Genomic DNA, 23,780 nt, shown 5'->3' with positions numbered 1-23,780 from the left:
CGCACTGTATTGCGACACCCGGACCTTTACTCTTATTTTAATCGATGTACAAATAAACCGCTTCTAAGTTTTGGTTCAAACCATGTAGATTTTGGTGGCATTACTTCACCAGCATCTGCAATTCCAATTAAGTCATCCATGGTTGTTGGATACATTGAGAAAGCAACTTTAAAGTTGTTATTAACTCTCTTTTCAAGTTCTTTTAGCCCTCTAATGCCACCAACAAAATCAATTCTTTCGTCAGTTCGTGGATTTTCAATGCCAAGTATTGGATCAAGTAGATTTTTTTGAAGAATTGATACATCCAATCGATCAACTGGATCATTGGCATCATAAATACCAGATTTCGCTTCAAGTCGATACCAATCGCCCTCTAAATACATACCAAAAGTAGCGCGTTTCATTGGTTTATAAGGTTCAGTTTGAGACAATTTCTCAACGTCAAATTTCTCGCTTACTTTCGATAAAAATGACTCAGTAGAGTTTCCATTTAAGTCTTTCACGACGCGATTATAGTCCATGATGAATAAATCTTCATCCGGGAAAATAACAGACATAAAAAAGTTAAATTCTTCTGTACCATCGTAATCAGGAAATTCTTCTCTTCGCTTTAGACCAACTTTTACAGAAGAAGCCGATCTGTGATGACCATCTGCTATATAAAGATAATCAATTGACTCAAAAATAGTATGAATCTGCTTTACAAGTTCAGGATCATCCAATCTCCAGAAAATATGTGTTATATCATCGTCAGTTGTGAAATTAAAAAGTGGCATATGAAACTTAATCCAATCATTGACGATTTGATTAATTGTATCATTTTTTCGATACGTTAAGAAAATAGGCTCTGTGTTTGCATCACAGTAATCAAAATTATTAATTCTATCTATCTCTTTTGTTGGTCTTGTGAACTCATGTTTTTTAATCACATCATTCATATAATCGTCAATTGACGTACATGCAACAATTCCGGTTTGGACACGACCATTCATAAGCTGTCTATAGATATAATAATTGTCTTGGTCATCTTGATTCATAATTTCTTCTTCAATAAATCGATCCAACGTCTTTCTCGAAGTTTGGTAAACAAGAGGCTCATAATCGCCAACTGTATCCGGAAGGTCAATTTCAGATCTTACAACATGTAAAAATGAATAAGGATTGCCTTCAGCCATTTTTTTTGCTTCTTCACGGTTCATAACATCATATGGTAATGACGCTACTTTTTCAACTAAATCTTCTTTAGGTAAAATCCCTTTAAAAGGTTTAACTACTGCCACTCTATTACCTCCATTGTCTAAAGATTAAAAAATTCTTTTATAACACCAATTGTTTCTTCCCCAATTCGTGCCTGTGCTTCTCCAGTAGAAGCACCAATATGTGGTGTACAACTAACACGCGGATGATTAATCAACGCATCATTTTTAGTAGGTTCTTCTTCAAAAACATCAATCCCAGCACCCGCAACTTTCCCCGTGTTAAGTGCATCCAGTAAGTCAGATTCAGAGACAACGCCACCACGAGCTGTATTAATCAGATAAACACCATCTTTCATCTTATCAAACTGCTCTTTTTTAAGTGTTGGGCCAGCTGTTTTATCAAATGGAATGTGCAAAGAAATAAAATCTGAAACGCCAAGCAATTCATCTAGTGGCATATAATCAAACTCAGGATACTGGTCCAGTTTCCCGCGTCGATTTGTATAAACAACCTTCATACCTAGAGCAACTGCACGCTTAGCAACTTCATAAGAAATTCTACCCATACCAATCAGTCCCAGTGTTTTGCCATTTAGCTCAACACCTTTATAGTTCTTTTTATTCCATTCGCCATTTCGCATTGTAACATTTGAAATATGAATAAATCTTGATATTGCAAACATATGACCAATAGCAAGTTCAGCCACTGCAGCACTGCTTGAATTTGGCGTGTTCTTTACAGTAAATCCATTTTCTTTAGCGTAGACATGATCAATATTGTCAATTCCAACACCCGCTCTAATCATTAGTTTCATGGTGCTTCCCTTAACTTGATCAATTAATTCTTTTCGGATTTTTGTTGCTGAGCGAATGACAATCACATGAGACTCGCGCATTTTTTCCACTAGGGCTTCACCATCATAATGTGTTGTGTCAACTGTATGGCCCATTGCATTCAAAGCATCAACTGCACTTTTATCCATTCCATCATTGGCTAATATTTTAAGTTGCATTTAATATACCTCCCAATTGAAAGGCAATTGTTTCCAATTGCCCTAGTTTTTATAATCCTAATATGTCTTCAATTGTAGCGAGTAATTTTTTAAGATCTTCCATTTGAGTATCCGCCATGTGTGCAATTCTAAATGTTACATCTTTAAGCTTACCATATCCATTTGAAATCATGTATCCTCTCTCTCCAAGTGCCTTGTTCAGATCAGAAACGCTGATTTCTTTTGTATTCTTAATCGTTGTTAATGTATTTGAAGCGTATTTTTCATCCGCCAACATAGCGAAATGTTTCTCAGCCCACTCACGTGTCACTTTTGCCATATCTTGATGACGCTTAAATCGATTGTCAAGGCCCTCTTCTAAAATATTGTCCAATTGATAATCAAGCGCAAACATATGTGCCAAAGATGGTGTTGAAGGATATTGATAATCTTTCTTTTGAATGTACTGATACAGTGCAAGCAAATCGAAATACATGCCGCGATGTGGTACTTCTTTAGCTGCATCAAGTGCTTTTTGAGAAATAGAACAAACACTTAAACCTGCAGGCAATCCAAGACACTTTTGGGTGGATGCGATACAAATATCAACGCCCAAATCGTCTACTGGAATTTTTGTGCCTCCAAGAGAGCTTACCGTATCCAAACAGAAAATAACTTCTGGGTATTTTTTTACAACTTCTGCAATTTCATCTACAGGATTCATGATGCCAGTTGATGTTTCATTATGTGTTACTGTAATCAAATCATATTTTCCTGTTGAAAGCACTTCTTCTACCATTTCAGGCGTTGTTGGTTGTCCAAGTTCTGACTTGAAAATATCAGCTGGCACATTGTTGCTAACTGCCATCTCATACCATCTGTCACCAAAAGCACCCACAGAAAATACAGCTGCGCGCTTGCGTGTACAGGACCGTACAGCACCTTCCATAAGTCCACTACCTGATGAAGTGGAAAGTAGGATTTCGTTTTCAGTGTACATCAACTTTCTCATTTTGTCGGAAATACTTCTTTGCAATGCAGATGCGTCCTTTGTTCTGTGCCCGATTTGTGGCGTAGCCATTTTTTGGAGCACATCTTCACGTACATCTACTGGACCTGGGATAAATAAGCGTTTATGCATTCAAATCACCTCAAAGATATTATTTTTACCAAATTCATCATACCATTTTAAATAAGGAATAACAATATTTGTCCCGCATCAAGTTGTAAATTTTGCTTAAAAATTTTAACACTTCCAAAAAATTACTAAAGGGACGACTAAAATCTTTGCTCAGATTTCAAATCGTCCCTAAAAAATTTGTTAAAAAGCGACAACAATCCCTTTTTTGTCTGCATATAGCGAAGACAATCCTGCACACTTTAGATTAATAACCTCGTCTATCCCTGTTGTTTCTGACATAGCAGTCTCTATTTGATTTGCTCTTTCAGGGTTGCCTACATGTGTTATGGCAACAATTTTCTTTCCTTTTTTCGTAATTTCTTCCTGCATTATTTCAATAAGTCTGTTATAGGCTTTATTGGAATTTCTAACTTTTTCAATCAGCTTAATTTCACCATGCCCATCAGCACCCATAATTGGAAAAATTCTAAGTTTGGTGGCAATTATGCCTTTCCACTTTGATATACGACCGTTCTTAATCAGGTTATCCAAAGATTCTGATATAAACATCACCCTCATATTAGAAATGTATTGGGTCACTGATTTTACCAGTTCCTCTCCTTTTTGACCTTGATTCTTAAATTCATGAATCATACGGGCCACAAGTGTTTCTCCTGCTGCAGCGCCTAAGGAATCAAAAACGTGAATAAATTTTTTCCCTGGATTTTCTGTTTCAAAAAGTTCTTTTGCAACCATAGCACTGTTGTAAGTTCCACTTAATTTTGATGAAATGGTTACAACAAAAATCTCATCTTCCTCTCCTTTAAACGCATCTAAAAAATCGTTTGGCGAAGGACAAGCAGACCTAGGTAAATCATTGGATGCTTTCATATCATTAACAAAGGCATCAACATCTAAATTTGAATCATCCACATATTCTTTTCCCTCCAAATACAATTTAAAAGGGACCAAAGAAACTGGAAATTTCTCTAAAAACCTACCATCGACTTCCGTACTACTGTCTGCTACTATTTTAAACATCCAATCATCTCCTAAAAAGTTAATATCCTTATTATACTAGAAAAAACATTTGGATTCAATTAAAAGCTTGCTTGCTTGAGGATTTCAGATTCTTTCCGAATTGCATACGACTCCAGTGCTTCTACTTCTTTATTCATGCCAGCAACAAATTCAGCATCTTTTATTGATCCGAGATTTATTTTGACGTTATAAAGCGCTGAAAGAATTGCTGTTCTAGCCATCATCGCAGCAACCAAAGCATCTGTTTGTGCATTTTTATTTCCTTTTTGAACCAAGGCTTCAATCATGTCAAACAATTCACTGGTCTTTTTAGCCACTTCCAAGGGTACTGATGCCGCATACTTTGTCTCTTCTTGAATACGATTCGATCTTGCCAGTTTTTCAGCATCTGTCTCTTTAGGCATTTTAAAGGCTTGCATAACACCGTCAAATGAATTGGCATCTTTATCAATAAGGTCTACAAAAGCATCTTTATAAGCAACCATTTGATGCACTATGGTTTCCATTTCTTCACTCACGGATTCATAATTTTTTTTTCCCACTGTGAGGTTTGCAACCATAGCTGATAACGCTGCAGCAAGCGCTGATGAAAGTGCCGCAACACTTCCGCCGCCTGGAACAGGGTCGCTTGAAGCTGTTTGACTCAAAAAATCTTTCAAATACATTTCTTTAAGCATCGTTTCCTCCTATGATAGCCTATAAAGGCACGTTAGATTCTTTATCCAAAATCAAAACACCATTCTTAATAACTTTCTCCACCGTACTCACACCAATATGATATGGCAAAAATTTATAAGAGGGAAATTCGTGAACCGTTAAATCTGCTTTTTTCCCAACATCAATACTGCCAATCTGATCCGCCCTGTCAAGTGCTGCAGCCCCATTAATTGTTAAAGCAGTAATCGTCTCCTCTATTGTCATTCCCATTTGGTTTGTTGCAAGTGCAATTAAAAGTGGAATGGATTCTGTAAAACAGCTGCCAGGATTAAAGTCAGTTGCAAGCGCTACAACAAGACCTTGATCAATCATGAAGCGTGCTCTGGCATATGGTTCTTTTAAAGAAAAAGCTGTGCAGGGTAAAAGTGTCGCTACAACACCTGCGGCACGCATTGCATCAATGCCTGCGTCAGAAGCTTGAAGCAAATGGTCCGCAGAATAGGCCCCAAGTTCAGCCGCAAGCTCCGCTCCACCAAGTTGAACAATCTCATCTGCATGAATTTTAAGCTTAAAGCCTCGTTTTTTAGCTTCAAGTAAAAAGCGTTTAGACTGTTCAATGGAAAAAACATTTTTTTCACAGAATATATCTGCAAATTCTGCCAAACCATTTTCATCTACCACTGGCAAAACATCTTCAATCATGAAATCAATAAAAGCATCAGGATTATCTTTATACGCGATTGGTCGGGCATGTGGCCCCAAAAAGGTTGTAACAATGTCTAAAGAATGCATTTTGTTAAGTTCTTTCATGACTTCAAGTTGCTTAACTTCAGTCTCTAAATCCAATCCGTATCCACTTTTACCTTCTACTGTTGTAACCCCAAATCCAGCCATGGAATTTAACCTTTTGATGCCAACTTCAAGAAGCGTCTCTTTTGAACTTTCTTGAGTCCCACGTACTGAATTTATGATGCCACCACCTCTGTTCATGATTTCCATGTAGTCCATACCATTGAGGCGATTGTTGTATTCGTCTTCTCTGTAACCACCAAAAATCAAATGTGTGTGTGAATCAACAAATCCCGGCAACACACACTTGCCACTTGCATCGATCACTTTGAATCCTTTTTTTTCAAAGGCAGAACCATCAACAGGGTCTTTTGTAATCTTTGTGATAATACCATCTTCTACAATAACAGATGCATGTGTTACAACACCTAAATTTTGCATTTCTGATCCAGATTTTCCCTTAAAGCCACTACATGTAACAACTTCTTGGGCGTTTAGAATCACTAAATTTCCTTTTTTCATGTCTTACTCCATTATTCTCTTCTCGAGGACCTGGTCGTATGAAAAATCTTCAATTCCTAAATAGTATTCCGCAGTTCCAATTAAAGCATCCATAGGTACAAGTCCAATGACTTCACTTCCAACAACTGATACCCCATAACGCTTTGCTTCAATCTTAATCAATTCAAACGCACGGTAAAGAGGTGTTTTTGTGAAGTCAGTCATATTCATGGAAACCTGTGTAATCCCACGGTCTTCCATTTCAATACCAATCGCTTTGCAATATCTTAAACCACCAGAAAGATGACGTACATTTTTTGCAATCTTATTGGCAATTTCTACGTCGGCAGTATTTAAGTTCACATTAAATGCCACAAGAGGCATACGGGCGCCAACAGCAACAATTCCTGCAGTCGGATGAATTTCAGTTCCAAAATCTGGTGAAAACGCTTCATCCTTGATTTTCTCAGACATGCCTTCAAATTGACCTTTTCTTAACTTGGCCAAATTCTCACGTTCAGAATTTCGAGCTGATTTTTCATAAAGAAAACTAGGCAACTTATACGTTTCATATAGCGCTTGAGCAACTTCCTTAGAAAGTTCAATACACGCTTCCATTGTTACATCTTTAATTGGAATAAAAGGAATAACATCAACAGCGCCCATTCTTGGATGCTGGCCCTCATGTTTGGTTAGGTCAATCAGTTCAATCGCAACCCCTACTGCTTTTAGTATCACCGATTTCAGGGCTTCTTTTTCACCAACAAGTGTCACCACAAGTCTGTTGTGATCCGGGTCATTGCTGTAATCCAACAATTTCACACCGTCTTTGCCTCTAAACTCAGATACAATTTTTTCGATTTTGTCTAAATCTCGACCTTCACTGAAATTTGGAACACATTGAATAATCTGTTGCATCATAAACCTCCTCAATTCCTAGTCGCTTAAAGTGCTAGTTTCATCTTAAGTTTCGCCAACATATCAGCTGTCATATTCTCTAAATTATACTTTGGATTCCAGCCCCATTCTTCACGTGCTGCAGAATCGTCCAAAGAATTAGGCCACGAATTTGCAATTGTTTGCTTGACTGAATCTACATCATAATCCATTTCAAATTCAGGAATGTGTTTTTTAATTTCATTTTTAATGTCTTCCGGACAAAAGCTCATTGCCGTTATATTAAAGGCATTTCTATGAATCAATTTAGAAGGATCTGCCTCACACAATTGTACAATTGAATCAAGTGCATCAGGCATGTACATCATATCCATATAAGTATCCGCACTTAAATTACATGTGAACTTTCCAGACTTTAGTGCATCATAATAAATGTGCACTGCATAATCCGTAGTGCCACCACCTGGAAGTGCTGCATAAGAAATCAATCCAGGAAAACGAACACCTCTTGTGTCCACACCAAATTTATTGAAATAATAATCGCACAGCAATTCTCCTGAAACTTTTGAAACACCATAAATTGTTGACGGTCTTTGAAGGGTATCCTGAGGTGTTAAATCTTTAGGTGTTGATGGTCCAAATGCTGCAATTGAACTTGGTGTAAATACCATAGCACCAGTTTCTCTTGCTACTTCTAAACAGTTATACAAACCATTCATGTTTACATCCCACAACAACTGAGGATTTTTCTCGCCTACCGCCGATAAAACAGCAGCTAAATTCATAATTGTATCAATTTTATACTTGTTTACAATTTCGCCTAAATGCTTTCCATCTGTTACATCTAACGCTTCATAAATTCCGTTTTCTTCAACAGTTTTGTTTTTTCCATGTCCACGGCTAGACGCGACAACATTATCAACGCCATAAGTGTTTCTTAAGAGTTCTGTCAATTCTGTTCCAATTTGACCTGATGCACCTGTGATTAAAATTCTTTTCATGTGAAACTCCCCTTTGAAAATTAATTGATTAAATACTAAATCATCTTTATTTTACATGATTGAAACAAATAGTAAAACAAAACATTCACAAAAACATTTTAATAAAACTTAACTCATTTTAAACCTTTTAAAATATACCATGCACCACTTCCCAGCAGGATTAAACTTCCTACGAAGGCTGTCCATCTAAAATAGCCTTTCGACAACTTATGTTTAAAAACAATCATCGAAGTTGAAAATCCAATGCCACCACCAAAAAATCCCATTATAAGAAGCCATTTTTCTGGAATGCGCCATTTACCATGTACTGCTTTACTTTTATCAAGACCCATCAAAAGGAAAACCAACACATTCATACCTAAAATCGTATATATTACACTATTTATCACAGTTATCTCCTTTTCAAAAAAAAGCATACCCAAGGGTATGCTTAAAAACTAAAATTCAGCATTTTTAACTGTTCTTGGAAACGGTACAACGTCTCTAATGTTACCCATTCCTGTAAGATACATAATCATACGCTCAAAGCCAAGCCCATAACCAGCATGACGTGTCCCTCCAAATTTTCGAAGCTCTAAATACCACCAGTAATCCTCTTCCTGAAGTCCCATTTCATGAATACGGTTCAAAAGCAAGTCATAACGTTCTTCCCTCTGTGACCCTCCAATCAATTCGCCGATGCCAGGTACGAGCAAATCCATAGCTGCAACAGTCTTTTGATCTGCATTCATTCTCATGTAAAAAGATTTGATTTCCTTAGGATAATCCGTTACAAAAACAGGCTTTTTATAAATCACTTCCGTTAAATAGCGTTCGTGTTCTGTTTGCAAATCAGCCCCCCAGAAAACAGGGAACTCAAAAGTTTCTCCAGAATTTTTCAAAGCCTCCACCGCTTCAGTATAAGTTACGCGTACAAAGTCAGATGAAAGAACATGGGTCAGTCTATCAAGCAATCCCTTATCGATGCGTTCGTTAAAAAACTTCATTTCTTCTGGACACTGTTCAAGGACATAATCAATTATATACTTCACCATATCCTCAGCTAAATCCATATTGTCATTTAAATCTGCAAAAGCAATTTCTGGTTCAATCATCCAAAATTCAGCAGCATGACGTTTTGTGTTAGAGTTCTCTGCTCTAAAAGTTGGGCCAAAAGTATAAACATCTCTAAAAGCCAATGCAAAAGTTTCAGCCTCTAATTGACCACTCACTGTAAGATTAGTTTCTTTTCCAAAAAAATCCTCTGCTACATCTAATTGTCCATTGTCCGACATTGGCAAATTTTCTAAATCCATAGTTGTCACTCTGAACATCTGACCTGCACCCTCTGCATCACTCCCAGTGATAATTGGCGTGTGTACATATACAAACCCACGGTCCTGGAAGAACTTGTGAATGGCGTAAGCTGCTACAGATCGAACTCTAAAAACAGCTGAAAATGTATTGCTTCTTGGTCTTAAATGTGCAATTGTTCTTAAATACTCCATGGTATGACGCTTTTTTTGGAGTGGGTATTCAGGCGTTGATTCGCCCTCCACCTCTATTGTGGTGGCAAGTATTTCAAAAGGTTGTTTTGCATCAGGTGTCAAAACCAATTTCCCCTGTATAATAATTGCAGATGCTATGGATAACTTTGAAACTGCCTCAAAATTTGAAAGGTTTTCATCATAAACGATTTGTACATTTTTAAAATAAGTACCATCATTCAACTCGATGAATCCAAATGTCTTAGATGCCCGGCTGGTTCTAATCCAACCAGAAACCACAATCTCTTGATCCTCTAAATCTGAACCTTTTTTATACAGGTCCCTTATATAAGTTGTTTTCATAAGTTCCTCCAAATTTTAATCAAGTTTCTTCAATATTTCTAAATTATAACCTATGCCACCCTTCAAGTCAAAATAATCCATTGTGTTTTTCGCCTATTTCTTATAAGATGACTATATATATTTATAGGAGGCGCAAATGGATCTCACATTTATTACCAGATTAAGTGCTACCCTTTTCTTTGGTGGATTTGTAATGCATCTGTCTGGAACACACGCAAAGGATTCTCGTTTCAACACTCAGGCTTTGATGTTTCTCCCCTTTGCCATTATCTTTGCGGGTGATTTTCTTTTACTTCCCGTTACAGATTTTGCCCTTTTTAAATGGGCAATTCTGGTCTACCAATTTATGGTTATTGCACACTTTCTTATCTTACATAAACAAACTACAACCGTTTCCTTAAGCATTGGAATCCTGGCGAGTATGGCATTGATTTTTTTATTGGCACAAAATTGGTTTAGACCAATTGAGTGGCTGAATATAGCTTTGCTCATCACTGCCTTTGTGACGTTCTTCTTATATTATAGAAGATATCGGCAAACGCAAATCAAACAACACAAAGAATATATGGAATCCCAGTTTTTTATAGTTGTTGGCGCTTTTGTCATGTCGCTTTCAAATGAATTTCATATCATGACTGCTGGCGTAATCCTAATCCAAATCTATCAAATTTCAAAATTGATTATCACATTTAACCACGCTCAATCAGATCTTAAAACCAAACTAAACCGATTGAATGATTTGGAACATAAATTTAATCGCGTCGTCGAATTTGAAAGTCGCAAACGCACAACACAAATGGCTGACCATGTTGCATACATTAAAGATAAGGCACAAAGAGATCCACTGACCAAGGCTCTAAACAGGCAAAGCACCGTTGATGCCATAAGACACCACATCAATGCACCAGACACTAAATTTTTTTCAATCGCATTTTTTGACATTGATTCTTTTAAAACGATCAATGACACATTAGGCCATACCGTTGGAGATGAAGCTTTAATTAATGTAAGCAATTTATTTATGTCAAGAAAACGGAAGACTGATGACTTTGGCCGATATGGCGGAGATGAATTTATTCTAATCCTTCCTGGCGTAAATGCACCAATGGCAATAGAAATATGTGACCGTCTGCGTGAAGAAGTTTCAAAAACAACAAAACCGAAAATCACCATTTCTATGGGCATAGCAACCTATCCCTATGATGGCAGAACGCCAACAGAGTTGCTTGAAGTGGCGGATAAAGGACTCTATAAAATCAAAGAATCAGGGAAAAACCAAGTTGGCTACTCGGGCAATGTCCCAATTATTCAAAAGTTTTAGAGTTCTGCATCTCAAAATCAGAAATAAAGTAGTTCCCATCTATTAACTCAACAAAGTAATCTATAACCACCAATAAATCAGTCCCATCGGCAGTGTCATACTTTTCAATAAGTGTCACTGCCATTCCTTTTTCTGTTGAAACAGCATTAATTACCTTAAATCCTATATACCTCGGGGCTTCTTCCAGCTGTGTTATTTCTGACGATAGTTTCATCGCTGCACTTGACTCTTCTTTAACCCATTCCGTATACGTTTGAACGTCACCTGAATAAAACGCGCGATTAAACGCATCTAAAAGCGCAACAATTTCTCCTGAAATTTCCACAGGCTCTATTTGGTCATACACTTCTGCTTGATTTTCTATAGGGTCTAAGGCTTTATGATATCCGGTAATTGCTTTCACAGTGTCAAACCAAATTTCCTTAGAAAAACTAACACTTCCATTGTCTTTCTTAAATACCCGCGCTTCCTTTCCTAAATTTGAATTTTCATAGACGACCTCAATAAGGTCCTTGTCAATTTTAACGATTTCAGCTTTTATTTTATGAGCATTCCCTGCAAAATCCAAAGTATCATATTCCCAAGATGCACCAACTTCCAAGGGCATTTTTAAAAGAACATTTTCAACATAATCAGAATCATTAAATAAACTAGGGGATATGACCTGAACCATTTTTTCTGAATCAATCCATAAATCAATATCAAAAGATGCCTCGTTATTTTTAGATGACACTTGATTTAGCTTCACTTCCCCTTGCAATGTCATTTCATAAAAAGGGGTTTCACTTATAATTTCAATGCCAACAATCTGGTGCATGTATGCATTATCCCCTAAAAAAAGACCAGTAGACTTTGGTGCATACTGAATTAACTCAGGATTTGGTTCAAGTCCTTCTGGTTTTATCGTGTATGTCTTACAACCGCCAAGTAGAAGCGTCGCAATCAAAAGAAAGGTGACTAAACCATACCTTTTTTTCATAGGGAATCCTCTCTAATAAATACTTAATGATAAACCACTGGACAAGGATTCCAAAACCCTTAATCCGGCATAACTATTTCCTTTAGAATCCAATGCAGGTCCAAACACGCCAATACCCATTCGACCAAGTACAGTACACATAATGCCGCCACCGACACCACTTTTAGCAGGAATGCCCACATTAATTGCAAACTCACCTGATCCATCATACATACCACATGTCGCCATATAAGATTTAACGATATCACAATACCTTTTGGGGAATAACCGCTCTCTGGTCGTTAAGTCAACACCATCTGCAGCAAGTACTGCGCCAATATAGGCTAAATCTTTTGCAGTTACTTCAATGGAGCACTGTTTAAAATAGACGGTTAGTGCTTCTTCTACGTTGCCTTCCAAGTTTCCAACATCATGTAAAAAATAAGCCATAGACCGGTTTCGATTTCCAGTAGCAAGTTCAGACTCAAACACATGCTCATTCACTTGAATCGTAGGGTTATTCGTAATTTTACGCATAAACTCTAAAATACGATCTATTTTTTCACTGGAATTTTTGCCTTTTACAAGTGCAGAAACAGAAATAGCGCCTGCATTAATCATAGGGTTCAAAGGCTTATGCTCGTTATAGGTTTCCAATCGTATTATAGAATTAAAAGGATCTCCCGTAGGTTCTTTGCCAACTTTTTCAAAAACACGGGATTCACCATTGTCCATAAGTGCCAACAGCAAAACGATCGGCTTAGAGATGCTTTGAAGAGTAAATTTTACATCACAGTCACCTGCTTCATAAGAGTTGCCATTCAAATCAATAATGGAAATCCCCAGCAAGTCTTTTGGGGTCTTTTTAAGTTCTGGAATGTAATCCGCTACATTTCCCTTTTGAGCATCATTTTTATGTGTTTCTATCAGTTGATTCAATAGTGCGTTCATAGGCCACCTCATTCGCTTTTTCTGTTACCATTATAACAAGATGACAGCAAAATTCCAGTATCGATTTATTCTTAAAAAAGCAATTTACAAACATCAGTAAGTTTGGTATTATAGTGTATGTTACATGCAAACAAATTACGAGGAGTTGTCCATATGAAAAAGACATTGCTAACCCCATCGGCCCTTGAGAAACTCGAGCATGAGTACGATGAGCTCATAGAGAAAAGACATCAAATATCCGATGAAATCAAAAGAGCCCGAGGCTTTGGTGATTTATCTGAAAATGCTGAGTATCATGCTGCACGAGAAGCGCAATCACATAATGAAACAGAAATCCTTAAGTTAAAAGCAATTTTGGAATCTTATGAGTTGGTCCAAGAACCAAAAGATAAAAATACAATTTCAATCAATAGTAAATTTAAAATTTTGGACTTAGATTTTGACGAAACTGAAACGCTTCAAATTGTAACCAGTATAGAATCTGATCCTCTCGATGGCAAAATTTCAAACGAGTCTCCCATGGGTGAAAAACTAATGGGTAAGAAAGTCGGTGAAGAAGTGGAAGTTCACACGCCAAACGGGTTGGTTAGATTAAAAGTTGTTGAAATGCTGTAATATAAAACCGCCTCATGCGAGGCGGTTTTTTCTTTTAAAAACTCGGTAAAGTATAAATGTACCAATTAAATATGCAAGTATCGTCCAATAATAGGGTGTGTTATACGAATATTTAAACATTAAGTAACCACCTATATAAATTCCAATCGATCTAAATAAATTGTTAATTAACATAATCATACTGCTCATAAAAGTTCGGCTATCATCTGATGTAATCTCCATTGCCAAACTGTTAATCACAGGACTTGCCATATTCATTAAAGACGATCTAAAGAAAAATGAAATGGTTATGATAATAATGCCTTGCGGAAAAGAAATTGAAATCAAAAAAGGAATTGATAAGAGCTGACAGGCTATAACTGTATTTACACGCCCCATTCGCTTTGCAAGTGGTGGCACGATGAGTCCACCAAAAACAGTCCCCACTTGGCTAATTGCCATTATAGTCCCTACTGATCCATCTGCGATGTTCAAAGAATACTTAAGATACATACTAAAAAATGGCACAATCATGCCTGCACCTACACCAACAAGTGCAACTTGAAGCAGATACATAAATGTATCGCCTTTAAGGAGCAAACGATAGCCGGTCAAAACTTTACCTAAAGCTTCAAAAACAGTATTGTCATGATTAACAGAAGTCATTTGATCCCCATTAAATCTAAGTGCTATTAAAATGGCAATTCCAACCAATAAGGTAGCGCCATTAAGAACCATTAAATTCGCTGAAGCCGCACCATAAATACCTGATAAGAACTCGGAAAGATGGCCCAAGGCAAAACTGCCAATTACAAATGCAATATTCTGAAACACAAAGGCCATACTAAAGGCCGTAACACGATGTTCAGCTTCTGTATTGTCATAAATAATGGGTGCTTGCAGAACCATTACAGTTGCATTTCCAAGGCCAAAAATAATCGCAAACAATTCCATGGTCCATGAGAAGTTCACATTCAATATCATTAAACTACTTCCCAGCATGACAAACAAACCTGCAATCAAGGTCCACTTCTTATTAATTCTCTCTGATATAATGGCTACTGGTACAGCACCTATTGCAACACCTATTGTTTTTAACGACAAAATTCTGCCAACAAATTCTTCTGTGTACCCCACATTTTTCATGTAGATTCCAAAAAGAATATTATAGGCTGCCGTTACAATAGTCGCAAAAAGTATAATGCCTAGATATAAAAGCACGTTCTTCGATATGTTCTTAAAATAATCCGTATAATCTCTTAAAATCATTTTCATCATCATCACCAAGACATATTATACCATATATTTTGTAAACCGAAATATTTTTATTCGAATTTCGAAATATTTTATTTTTGTCATTGTCCCTTACTGAAATTTAGGCTATACTAAACTAAAACAAGGAGGACTATTATGGCTTGTATGTACCCTGCGCCAAGTAAAGCGCCCGAAATTCTCTATCCTTATATCATGGATGAAATGAAAAAACTATTTGAAACAGAATCTGATCCAATAGCAAATGCCGCCAATGCAGCTGCGACATTGGGCTTTCTTTTAAATGATTTAAACTGGGCTGGTTTTTATTTGTTAAAAAATGATGAGCTGGTTCTTGGCCCATTTTGGGGAAGACCCGCTGTAACGCGTATTAAAATGGGGAGTGGTGTCTGTGGAAGTGCAGCTGAAAAACGCGAAACACTTATTGTTCCAGACGTGCACCAATTTCCGGGACACATCGCTTGTGATTTGTACTCAAATAGTGAAATCGTTATCCCGTTAATTAAAAATGATACCCTTATTGGCGTTTTGGACATAGATAGTCCTGAGCTAGATCGGTTTAAACAAATCGATCAAACATATTTGGAAGAAATTGCAAAACTTATTTTAGAATACATTACTTTCTAATCAAAAAACCTACATTCTAGCTGTTTATACCACTAGAATGTAGGTTTTTTTTACATTAATATTGTCTTTTTAACATATGCGTTGCAATATGCTGCAATAGGTCTTTTGCCTCAGAGTCAGGCAACTTCTCAATTCTCTTGAATGCCTTATCCGTATACTTAATTGCTAGTTTTCTAGATTTTTGAATACCGCTCTCCAAACTTTTAGGATTAACGTCATCAGATTCTCGAAGTGCATAAATTACAGGAAGTGTATAATACCCTTTTTTTAGGTCATTTTGCGTCGATTTTCCCACATTTTTTTGAGTCGTGCTAAAATCTAATACGTCATCTATAATTTGAAATGCAATGCCCAATTCATGCCCAATCCGTCCCAATTGCTTGGACAATTGCTCAGAGCACCCGCTTTCTGCAGCGCCAACATAAAGGGCAACTGCAAATAAAGTTGCTGTCTTACCCGAAACAATTCTCAAATAATTTTTTACCGTCATGGTATTAAAACGACTTTGATACTGAAGCAATTCACTTTCACATATACGTTCTATCCCTTCTGCCAATCGATCCACATGTTTTGCCTCATATTTGTCGCTGTCAAGAATCGTCAAAGATTTTGCGAGAAGATAGTCACCTGCATAAACAGCCATATCTTTACCATATTTGCTTTGAACACTTTCTTTATGACGTCTCATTTTAGAATCATCGACAATATCATCATGGATTAATGTAGCTAAATGCAATAGTTCAATTGAAGCCGCCAATTGAACTGCTTTTTCTGACCGATACGCTCCAAAATGTCCAGACAGTATAACAAAGATTGGGCGCAACATTTTTCCATTTAGATCCATAACATCTTCTATTACCGCTCTAATTCCTGCATATTTTGTTCTGGTTACATTTCCAAGCATATCTTTAACCAATTTCAACTCTTTCTCTATCTCCGCTGAAAGTGGTGTTTCCATACCTTTTATACTCTCAAATACCGACATTACAATCTCCATTTTTTAACGTATCATATTAACACGTTCCAAATATGCTATTAAATAGCGTGCCACAAAACCAACAAATAGTCCTGTCGGTATTGCAACGATCATTAAAATTGGCAAATATGTCAAAACCAAAAAACTATTGATCATAAAAGAAGCAACTAATAATTGCCCCAAATTATGAAAGATTGCGCCAGCTATACTGACACCAATTAGGCTAAAATCATTTCTAAAAACTTTGACAATCCCTGCCATCACAAGCAAACTCAATACGCCTCCTGCTAAACTATACAAAAAACTCGATAAAGAGCCAAACGTAGCTGCAGTTAGAAATATGCGTAACAAGACAACGGCAGCAGCCTCTTTAAAAGTTAACAAGTATACTGCTGTAACTGTTACAATATTTGCAAGCCCTAGTTTAGCACCAGGCGCTATGAAAGGAAACGGGATCATACGCTCTATAAAGGACAAAACCATGCCTTGTGCAACCAAGACAGATATAAACACCAAAAGTCTGGTCTTTCCTGATGTGTTTTTCTGATTCATATCATTACTCCGCTATACCATCTAGTTCTATTTCACTGGATTCTGCATAGATTTCTACTGTCAATTTATGTGGCAGGCACACGATTATCTCGCCATTTTTTGATATGGATTTTGTTTTTACACAAATTTGATCCCTACAGCTCGCCTCTTCTACTGTAACAAGGCCATCCTTTATGACAATTGTATTGTATTCATCACCATGGGCATACTCAAATTGAGATTCAGTTTCAGCATTAAATAGAATTTTTTCAATCACTTTGCCATCGTGCTTAACTACAACATATGTTTGTGTTGCCTCTTGATTTTGATAACCTCTAATTGCGACAAAACCCACAATTGCAATTGCTAAAACAGCAATAACCATAATAAAATCGTTTTTTTTCATACAAAACCCTTCTTCAATCGTTAAAAATCGTATCTGCTATAAGCAGATACGATTTAGGTCATCATCTAGTGAAAATATAAATAGGATTTTCGAGCAAATTTTGTAGATTTCCACCATTTTTTTAGAACAGGCATTACATAATAGTCCAAACTGAAAACAGTTCCTGAGCCACTAATCAAGGCAATTCCACCAAAGAAGAACCACAAAATTGAAGCATCAGCCATACCTGTTAATGTAATTGCAACCGTCATAACAGTGGTAACAACTGCTGAAATAAAAGTAAACAATCCGGCAATCAATGCTAAACCTAAAACGATTTCTGCAAGAACCATGCCTGTTTGGAAAAGAACTGCATTCGGTGCTACAAAGACATCAATTCCCCACTGAACAATTCCAGGAACAGTTTCTATTAAGGGTTTAACAGCTTCAGCACCTGGCTCAACCCATTCAGAAGCTTGAGCAACCGCATCAGAAGCATAAATTTTAGCTTCTGACAGCCAGCCTTCATCTATTTTGTTAAGGCCTTCAATAAGCCACATAACACCCATATAAACACGTAAAGGTACCAACCAGAAATTTGGTGTTGCAGCTGCAAAATGTCCGCCTAAAAATGATCTTCTATTTTTAACATGGAAAAATTCATGTCTCCAATACTCGAATAACTGCGCCACACCACTTACTGTAAACAAATAAAAGAAATTGACAAGGTGTTTCACCAAAACAGCTAAAAATCCATTGAATTTAAGGCCATTGTTATCAGAAACAGCATATCTAGATCCTATTGACACCATGAATCCATGATAGTTTTGTTTATGACTGTGCATTTCAGTGTTGTTAATCTGTGCTGCTATGTTCAGCGCAGCCGTATGACCCGTCTGCTCTGCAGCTTCCACAATTTGTGGCAATAAGCCATCGCCATCTTCATAGTGAACATTATCACCCGCCAAGTATACATTTTCATGTGTGCCTGACTGCATAAACGCGTTAACTGCAACGCGGCCGCCACGACCTGCTTCAAATCCAAGTTTTCCAACAAAATTATTGACCTTTATTCCAGCACCCCAAATCAACGTTTTTGTTTTAATATGGGTACCATCTTTTAGATCAAAACCGTCTTCTGTTGCCTTAACAAGTGCGGCATTTTTTAATAATTGGATGCCAAGTTTTTTATATCTCTTCTCTACCTTAGCAATTTGTTTTTCATCTTTAAGCGTATTTAAAATTCTTGGAGCAGCCTCTATATTGTAGAGTGTTACTTCATTAGGATCCACACCATACTTTTCGCTCAAGTGTTTTTTTGCTTCTCCTAATTCACCAATCATCTCGACGCCTGTAAATCCACCACCAACTACTGCGAATGTTAAAAGCTGCTGACGCACCACTGGATCTTCTTCGATAGACGCCATTTCAAACATTTTTTCAACATGCTCTCTAATCCGAATTGCATCTTCATATGACCATAAAGTAAATGCGTGTTCATCTACGCCATCAATTCCAAAAGAATTTGAATCAGAACCACATGCTATCAATAAGTAATCATAAGCATATGTTGTTTTTTCAGATTCCAAAGTACGCTTTTCAAAATCAATATTTTGAATTGCATCTGTTACAACGTTAACTTTTCGGCCCTGAAAAATCGTTCTCAGATCAATACGTATTGCATCAGGTTCTGTTCTGTGTCCAGCAACTTCATGAAGCTCAGTCATTAAAGTGTGGTAAGGTTTTTTGTCAATTAGCGTTATCTCCACAGAATCATCTTTCTTAAACAATTTGTGAAGCGTTTTGCCAGCCTTAACGCCAGCATATCCACCGCCAAGAATAACAATTTTCTTTTTGTTCGCCATAATTTCCCTCATTTCTATGAATTTCAATAATTTCCTCTTGAATATTATACCAAAATAGTAGGAAATAAAAACACTTATTTCTAAATGTTACACTTTTTTTGATAATTCATTATCAATTCGCTCTAAAAGTTCTTTTTTATCAAGTTCTTCTTTAATGCCATCTTTTCTAAGTGAGAATTCAACCATGCCTTCTGAAGCCTTTTTTCCTACTGTGACCCGCAAAGGAATCCCGATCAAATCAGCATCTGTAAATTTAACCCCAGCCCTTTCATTTCGATCGTCTAGAAGGACATCAATTCCTCTAGAAACAAGTTCTTGATATATTTCTTCACCCAACGTTTTTTGTTCTTCTGATTTCATATTTACAACAGTTACAAGAACTTTATAGGGTGCAATAGACAATGGCCAAATAATACCATTGTCATCATGGCATTGTTCAACCACTGCGGCCACACATCTAGAAATTCCAATCCCATAAGATCCCATAATGAAATGTTTGGCCTTTCCATCTTTATCTAAAAATGTCGCATTCATTGCCTTCGAATACTTATCACCCAGTTGGAAAATATTACCAACTTCTGTACCTTTATCAATCATAAGTGGCTTGCCACAGTTTGGACACTGGTCACCCGCTTCAACCAACAGCAAGTCATCTGCAACTTGATATAACTCACTATTTAATGTTACATTTTTAAGATGATAGTCTTTTTCATTTGCACCGCAAATACCACCTTTAATTAAAAACACACGTTTATCCGCAACAATTTCTACTGTATCTTTTAATCCAAATGGTCCTACAAACCCTAAAATTGATCCTGCCATATCATGAACTTCATCTTCTGTGAGCATTATTAACGCATCTTCTGATACCCCAACAACCTTCGACAATTTCACGAGACTTAAAGCTCTATCACCTGGCACCATCACTGCAAAAACACGCTGGTTATCTTCAGTTTTAAAGAGTAAGGTTTTAATAAACTGCCCTCCAGTAATGCCAAAAAAGTTTTCTAAATCTACAATTGTTTTTACATTTGGCGTATGGACTTTTTCCAGTTCACCATGCTCTACCTGACTAATTTTTTGATTGTAAATTACTTCTGCAACTTCATCGGTAGCTGCAAAATCACACGAATCACAATAAGCTATCGTACTCTCACCATTTGGTGTGATTGCAATAAATTCATGCGATATATTTCCCCCCATATTGCCTGAATCGCCTTTTACAACTTTATACTTAAAACCTACACGATCAAAAGCACTTTCATAAGCTTTCCACATATTTTGATATGATTTTTCAAGACCCTCTTGGTCCACATCAAAAGTATAAGCGTCCTTCATAATAAATTCTCTTGCACGTACTAATCCAAATCTAGGTCGACGTTCATCCCTGTATTTGGTTTGAATCTGATATAAATTCAGTGGAAGTTGTTTATAGGATTTAAGTTCATTGTTAATCATAAACGTGAAATATTCTTCATGTGTTGGTCCAAGACAGAACTCTCGATCTTGACGGTCATTGAGTTTAAACATTTCAGGTCCAAAATTTGCCCACCTATTGCTTTCTTCCCAAATTTCCTTTGGTTGAATCGCAGACATCAAAACTTCCTGGCCACCAAACCGATCCATTTCTTCTCTTACAATTGCTTCAACATTTTTCATAACTCTAAAGCCTAAAGGTAAAAAAGAATAAACGCCTGAAACCAGCTTTCGAATCATTCCACCTCTTAAGAGCAATTGTGCACTGATAATGTCAGCATCATTTGGCACTTCTCTTAATGTAGGCATATACAAATAAGACATTCTCATAAAACCACCTCAACTATTTTCTTTAATATATTCTAAGACTTCTTTTGCATGACCTTGTGCTTTTACATTTCTAAAGCTTTTTATAAGCTCAAAATCTTTTTTAAATATAAAGGTTGATCTTTCTGTACCTTTTACAACTTTTCCATACATTTTTTTTTCCTTAACAACTTCAAATCGATTCAACAATACCCTTTCGGGATCGCTGATCAACTCAAATGGGATATTGTTCTTTTCTTTAAATTTCAAATGACTACCTACAGTATCTTTACTAATACCATATATATGATATCCCAGGGCAACAAACTCATGATATAGTTCACTAAATTCAAGCGCTTCAAGTGTACATCCCGACGTATTATCTTTTGGATAAAAATAAAGGACAAAATTTTGATTCGACAATTTTCCCAAATCCAATGTTTTGTCGGAAATTTCTTCAAAATATTGCATCGTTTACCTCCCTTCAAAAATGATAATTGATAATATCTGTTTCAATAGTTATTAATGTTCTTAAATACTCTATTGATTCATCGTAAAAAGACTTAGACACGTTTTGACTCCAACTGCTCAAGTCGAGTCCAAGCCTAAAGAGATTGAATTTCAATTCTTTATTAAAACTGGGGGAAATGTCATGATATTTTTTATAGCCCTTTATAAAATACGGGATCAATTCAGGTGACTCAATAAAGTATTTCCTAAACAGGCCAATTGTGTCCAAATGCTCGTTAAAAACAACACATTTTTCAAAATCTAATATTGCTTCAAGATGGTACATGCCATCCTCTCTAGCCTTTACAATTAAATTGCGGCCATCTAGGTCCCTATGACACAATCTTCCTATATCTAGAGTTCTAATGTTTCGATATTCATCTCTTACAATTTGCACTGCTTTTTGATCCCTTATATTTTGATGTGCTTTAATGGCCTGAAAATTATGAATAATACGTTCAGTATCTTTAATTATAAACTGCTTATATTCAATAAGTGGACTCTGCTTATGAACAGTCCAATCTCCAAAATAATCAAATGTTTTACAGGCATGTAACTTTGCCATACGTTGTCCAATTTCATCGAAAATAACAGCCTTATTTTCAAACGTTAATACCTTAATTACGCTTTGTAACATATCACCATCTATGTAACCATACAAAGACCATTCCAAATAGTTCTTCCAAATACCATAATTTAATATTTTAAGTTTAGCATCATGAAAATATGTTAGCGCATTTAACTCGCGTATCCTCTTATTTGGTTTATAATAAAATTTTAAAATATACCTGTTTTCTGAAGTGTTCACTTGATAAACACGATTTCGATTTAAATCGTGATGACCACACTCATAATAGTTGATAACAGTTTCTTGAAAAGTATCAAATACGATTTCATGAATAGCATCGGACAATTGTTCAATCATCTGATTCCCACCTTTCGTCACTGTCTCCATTATATTCTATTTTTCAAAAAAAGAAAACTCGCAAAATCGTCATAGACAACTTGCAAGTTACTGGAGCGGAAGACGAGATTCGAACTCGCGACCCTCGCCTTGGCAAGGCGATGCTCTACCACTGAGCCACTTCCGCATGGTGGGAGTAATAGGGCTCGAACCTATGACCCTCTGCTTGTAAGGCAGATGCTCTCCCAGCTGAGCTATACTCCCATACTATATAACTAATTACATCTACATCCTACATAACAAAAAAGACGTGGATATAATGGTGCGCCCTGAGAGGCTCGAACTCCCAACCTTCTGATTCGTAGTCAGATACTCTATCCAATTGAGCTAAGAGCGCATAATTTGGAGGCGGCGACCAGATTTGAACTGGTGAATAAAGGTTTTGCAGACCTGTGCCTTACCACTTGGCTACGCCGCCGGATGGTGATCCATCCGCGACTCGAACGCGGGACACCCTGATTAAAAGTCAGGTGCTCTACCGACTGAGCTAATGGATCATTGCCTTGGAGCGGGTGAAGAGAATCGAACTCTCACGACCGGCTTGGAAGGCCGGGGCTCTACCATTGAGCTACACCCGCAAATTGGAGCGGAAGACGAGATTCGAACTCGCGACCCTCGCCTTGGCAAGGCGATGCTCTACCACTGAGCCACTCCCGCTTAAAAAATTTAATATTCATATTATATAGTTGCTAGTGATGTTTCGCTTCGCGAGAACAACACCTAACTATATTTCTTCTTGTACAACATCCCTAATTTACATTCGCTAGTGATGTTTCGCTTCGCGAGAACAACACCTACGCGCAATTTTTCGCTTCGCAAAAAATTGTTGGTGCGGGTAGAGGGACTTGAACCCCCACGAACTAGTCACTAGATCCTAAGTCTAGCGCGTCTGCCAATTCCGCCATACCCGCACATTAAATTAAGTGGTGGGAGTAATAGGGCTCGAACCTATGACCCTCTGCTTGTAAGGCAGATGCTCTCCCAGCTGAGCTATACTCCCATATGGTGACCCCTAGGG

Annotated in this window: 23 protein-coding genes and 9 tRNA genes; 3 read left to right on the top strand and 29 right to left on the bottom strand. The window is 37.0% G+C overall.

The annotated features are described in order from the left end of the window. Positions 1-32 precede the first annotated feature (32 nt). The 10 genes from JOC49_RS09635 to asnS all read right to left on the bottom strand — a co-directional run bounded on the left by JOC49_RS09635 (position 33) and on the right by asnS (position 10,026). The gene (locus JOC49_RS09635) at positions 33-1,280 is read right to left on the bottom strand and encodes a DUF1015 family protein (RefSeq protein WP_204664761.1); all 1,248 of its coding nucleotides are present in this window, start codon (positions 1,278-1,280) and stop codon (positions 33-35) included. Positions 1,281-1,297: 17 nt separating this feature from the next. Continuing rightward, positions 1,298-2,212: a D-2-hydroxyacid dehydrogenase gene (locus JOC49_RS09630; RefSeq protein WP_204664759.1), complete on the bottom strand. Its 915-nt coding sequence runs from the start codon at positions 2,210-2,212 to the stop codon at positions 1,298-1,300. 49 nt (positions 2,213-2,261) lie between these two features. Continuing rightward, complete coding sequence (locus JOC49_RS09625) at positions 2,262-3,332, bottom strand: pyridoxal-phosphate-dependent aminotransferase family protein (RefSeq protein ID WP_204664753.1); 1,071 nt, start codon at positions 3,330-3,332, stop codon at positions 2,262-2,264. Between the two features lie 180 nt (positions 3,333-3,512). Beyond that, positions 3,513-4,352 (bottom strand): DegV family protein, encoded by an 840-nt coding sequence (locus JOC49_RS09620; protein WP_204664752.1) that lies wholly within the window; start codon positions 4,350-4,352, stop codon positions 3,513-3,515. Positions 4,353-4,411: 59 nt separating this feature from the next. Then, the gene (locus tag JOC49_RS09615; protein ID WP_204664751.1) at positions 4,412-5,029 is read right to left on the bottom strand and encodes a cyclodeaminase/cyclohydrolase family protein; all 618 of its coding nucleotides are present in this window, start codon (positions 5,027-5,029) and stop codon (positions 4,412-4,414) included. A 19-nt stretch (positions 5,030-5,048) separates the two neighbouring features. After that, positions 5,049-6,320 (bottom strand): imidazolonepropionase, encoded by a 1,272-nt coding sequence (gene hutI, locus JOC49_RS09610; protein ID WP_204664750.1) that lies wholly within the window; start codon positions 6,318-6,320, stop codon positions 5,049-5,051. 3 nt (positions 6,321-6,323) lie between these two features. Next, positions 6,324-7,220, bottom strand: a complete 897-nt coding sequence (gene ftcD, locus JOC49_RS09605) for a glutamate formimidoyltransferase (protein ID WP_204664749.1) — start codon at positions 7,218-7,220, stop codon at positions 6,324-6,326. 23 nt (positions 7,221-7,243) lie between these two features. Next, complete coding sequence (locus tag JOC49_RS09600) at positions 7,244-8,197, bottom strand: L-threonine 3-dehydrogenase (protein WP_204664747.1); 954 nt, start codon at positions 8,195-8,197, stop codon at positions 7,244-7,246. Positions 8,198-8,310: 113 nt separating this feature from the next. Continuing rightward, on the bottom strand, positions 8,311-8,586 hold the full coding sequence (locus JOC49_RS09595) for a DUF1294 domain-containing protein (protein WP_341534675.1): 276 nt from the start codon (positions 8,584-8,586) through the stop codon (positions 8,311-8,313). 48 nt (positions 8,587-8,634) lie between these two features. Next, a complete protein-coding gene (gene asnS / locus JOC49_RS09590) occupies positions 8,635-10,026 on the bottom strand; it encodes an asparagine--tRNA ligase (RefSeq protein ID WP_204664743.1) in 1,392 nt (463 codons plus the stop codon). Positions 10,027-10,162: 136 nt separating this feature from the next. On the opposite strand from asnS, the gene JOC49_RS09585 reads away from it, so the two are divergent. Next, the gene (locus JOC49_RS09585) at positions 10,163-11,347 is read left to right on the top strand and encodes a GGDEF domain-containing protein (RefSeq protein WP_204664741.1); all 1,185 of its coding nucleotides are present in this window, start codon (positions 10,163-10,165) and stop codon (positions 11,345-11,347) included. On the opposite strand, the gene JOC49_RS09580 is transcribed toward JOC49_RS09585, so the two are convergent. Beyond that, positions 11,331-12,326 carry a hypothetical protein gene (locus tag JOC49_RS09580; protein ID WP_204664733.1) on the bottom strand — a complete coding sequence of 332 codons (996 nt, stop codon included), beginning with the start codon at positions 12,324-12,326 and terminating at the stop codon, positions 11,331-11,333. The two genes, JOC49_RS09585 and JOC49_RS09580, sit on opposite strands and share 17 nt — an antisense overlap. Positions 12,327-12,338: 12 nt before the next feature. Next, a complete protein-coding gene (gene glsA, locus JOC49_RS09575; protein ID WP_204664731.1) occupies positions 12,339-13,256 on the bottom strand; it encodes a glutaminase A in 918 nt (305 codons plus the stop codon). A gap of 153 nt (positions 13,257-13,409) precedes the next feature. Here glsA and greA point away from each other — a divergent pair, with 153 nt between their 5' ends. Then, entirely contained in the window at positions 13,410-13,871 is a 462-nt protein-coding gene (gene greA / locus JOC49_RS09570) for a transcription elongation factor GreA (RefSeq protein WP_204664729.1), read from the top strand. Between the two features lie 12 nt (positions 13,872-13,883). On the opposite strand, the gene JOC49_RS09565 is transcribed toward greA, so the two are convergent. Next, on the bottom strand, positions 13,884-15,128 hold the full coding sequence (locus JOC49_RS09565; protein ID WP_204664727.1) for an MFS transporter: 1,245 nt from the start codon (positions 15,126-15,128) through the stop codon (positions 13,884-13,886). A gap of 132 nt (positions 15,129-15,260) precedes the next feature. Between JOC49_RS09565 and JOC49_RS09560 the strand changes: the two genes are divergently transcribed. After that, a complete protein-coding gene (locus JOC49_RS09560) occupies positions 15,261-15,749 on the top strand; it encodes a GAF domain-containing protein (RefSeq protein ID WP_243423678.1) in 489 nt (162 codons plus the stop codon). Between the two features lie 55 nt (positions 15,750-15,804). Here the strand turns inward: JOC49_RS09560 and JOC49_RS09555 are convergent, their stop codons facing one another. From JOC49_RS09555 to JOC49_RS09480, 16 genes are all read right to left on the bottom strand, one after another. Beyond that, the gene (locus tag JOC49_RS09555; protein WP_204664725.1) at positions 15,805-16,734 is read right to left on the bottom strand and encodes a polyprenyl synthetase family protein; all 930 of its coding nucleotides are present in this window, start codon (positions 16,732-16,734) and stop codon (positions 15,805-15,807) included. A 15-nt stretch (positions 16,735-16,749) separates the two neighbouring features. Beyond that, on the bottom strand, positions 16,750-17,277 hold the full coding sequence (locus JOC49_RS09550; protein ID WP_204664724.1) for a Gx transporter family protein: 528 nt from the start codon (positions 17,275-17,277) through the stop codon (positions 16,750-16,752). A gap of 4 nt (positions 17,278-17,281) precedes the next feature. Next, complete coding sequence (locus JOC49_RS09545; RefSeq protein ID WP_204664723.1) at positions 17,282-17,662, bottom strand: NusG domain II-containing protein; 381 nt, start codon at positions 17,660-17,662, stop codon at positions 17,282-17,284. Between the two features lie 65 nt (positions 17,663-17,727). After that, entirely contained in the window at positions 17,728-19,506 is a 1,779-nt protein-coding gene (locus JOC49_RS09540) for an FAD-dependent oxidoreductase (protein ID WP_204664722.1), read from the bottom strand. Positions 19,507-19,593: 87 nt separating this feature from the next. After that, positions 19,594-21,312, bottom strand: coding sequence for a proline--tRNA ligase (locus JOC49_RS09535; RefSeq protein ID WP_204664721.1), 1,719 nt, complete (start codon positions 21,310-21,312; stop codon positions 19,594-19,596). A gap of 9 nt (positions 21,313-21,321) precedes the next feature. Then, complete coding sequence (locus tag JOC49_RS09530; protein ID WP_204664720.1) at positions 21,322-21,759, bottom strand: peroxiredoxin; 438 nt, start codon at positions 21,757-21,759, stop codon at positions 21,322-21,324. Between the two features lie 13 nt (positions 21,760-21,772). After that, the gene (locus JOC49_RS09525; protein WP_204664719.1) at positions 21,773-22,723 is read right to left on the bottom strand and encodes an aminoglycoside phosphotransferase family protein; all 951 of its coding nucleotides are present in this window, start codon (positions 22,721-22,723) and stop codon (positions 21,773-21,775) included. Positions 22,724-22,814: 91 nt separating this feature from the next. Beyond that, a tRNA-Gly gene (locus tag JOC49_RS09520) sits at positions 22,815-22,889 on the bottom strand. Between the two features lies 1 nt (position 22,890). Next, positions 22,891-22,966 (bottom strand) — tRNA-Val (locus tag JOC49_RS09515). Positions 22,967-23,022: 56 nt separating this feature from the next. After that, a tRNA-Arg gene (locus JOC49_RS09510) sits at positions 23,023-23,099 on the bottom strand. Between the two features lie 6 nt (positions 23,100-23,105). Further along, positions 23,106-23,180, bottom strand: a tRNA-Cys gene (locus tag JOC49_RS09505). A 3-nt stretch (positions 23,181-23,183) separates the two neighbouring features. After that, positions 23,184-23,259 (bottom strand) — tRNA-Lys (locus JOC49_RS09500). 7 nt (positions 23,260-23,266) lie between these two features. Further along, a tRNA-Gly gene (locus JOC49_RS09495) sits at positions 23,267-23,340 on the bottom strand. Between the two features lie 4 nt (positions 23,341-23,344). Then, positions 23,345-23,419: transfer RNA gene (locus JOC49_RS09490), tRNA-Gly, on the bottom strand. A gap of 170 nt (positions 23,420-23,589) precedes the next feature. After that, positions 23,590-23,673, bottom strand: a tRNA-Leu gene (locus tag JOC49_RS09485). Positions 23,674-23,686: 13 nt separating this feature from the next. Next, a tRNA-Val gene (locus tag JOC49_RS09480) sits at positions 23,687-23,762 on the bottom strand. Positions 23,763-23,780 lie beyond the last annotated feature (18 nt).

The organism is Fusibacter tunisiensis (genome assembly GCF_016908355.1).
GTDB classification, from domain to species: domain Bacteria; phylum Bacillota; class Clostridia; order Peptostreptococcales; family Acidaminobacteraceae; genus Fusibacter_D; species Fusibacter_D tunisiensis.
Note: the sequence above shows the minus strand (reverse complement) of the source record. Positions and strands in the feature narration are given on the sequence as shown.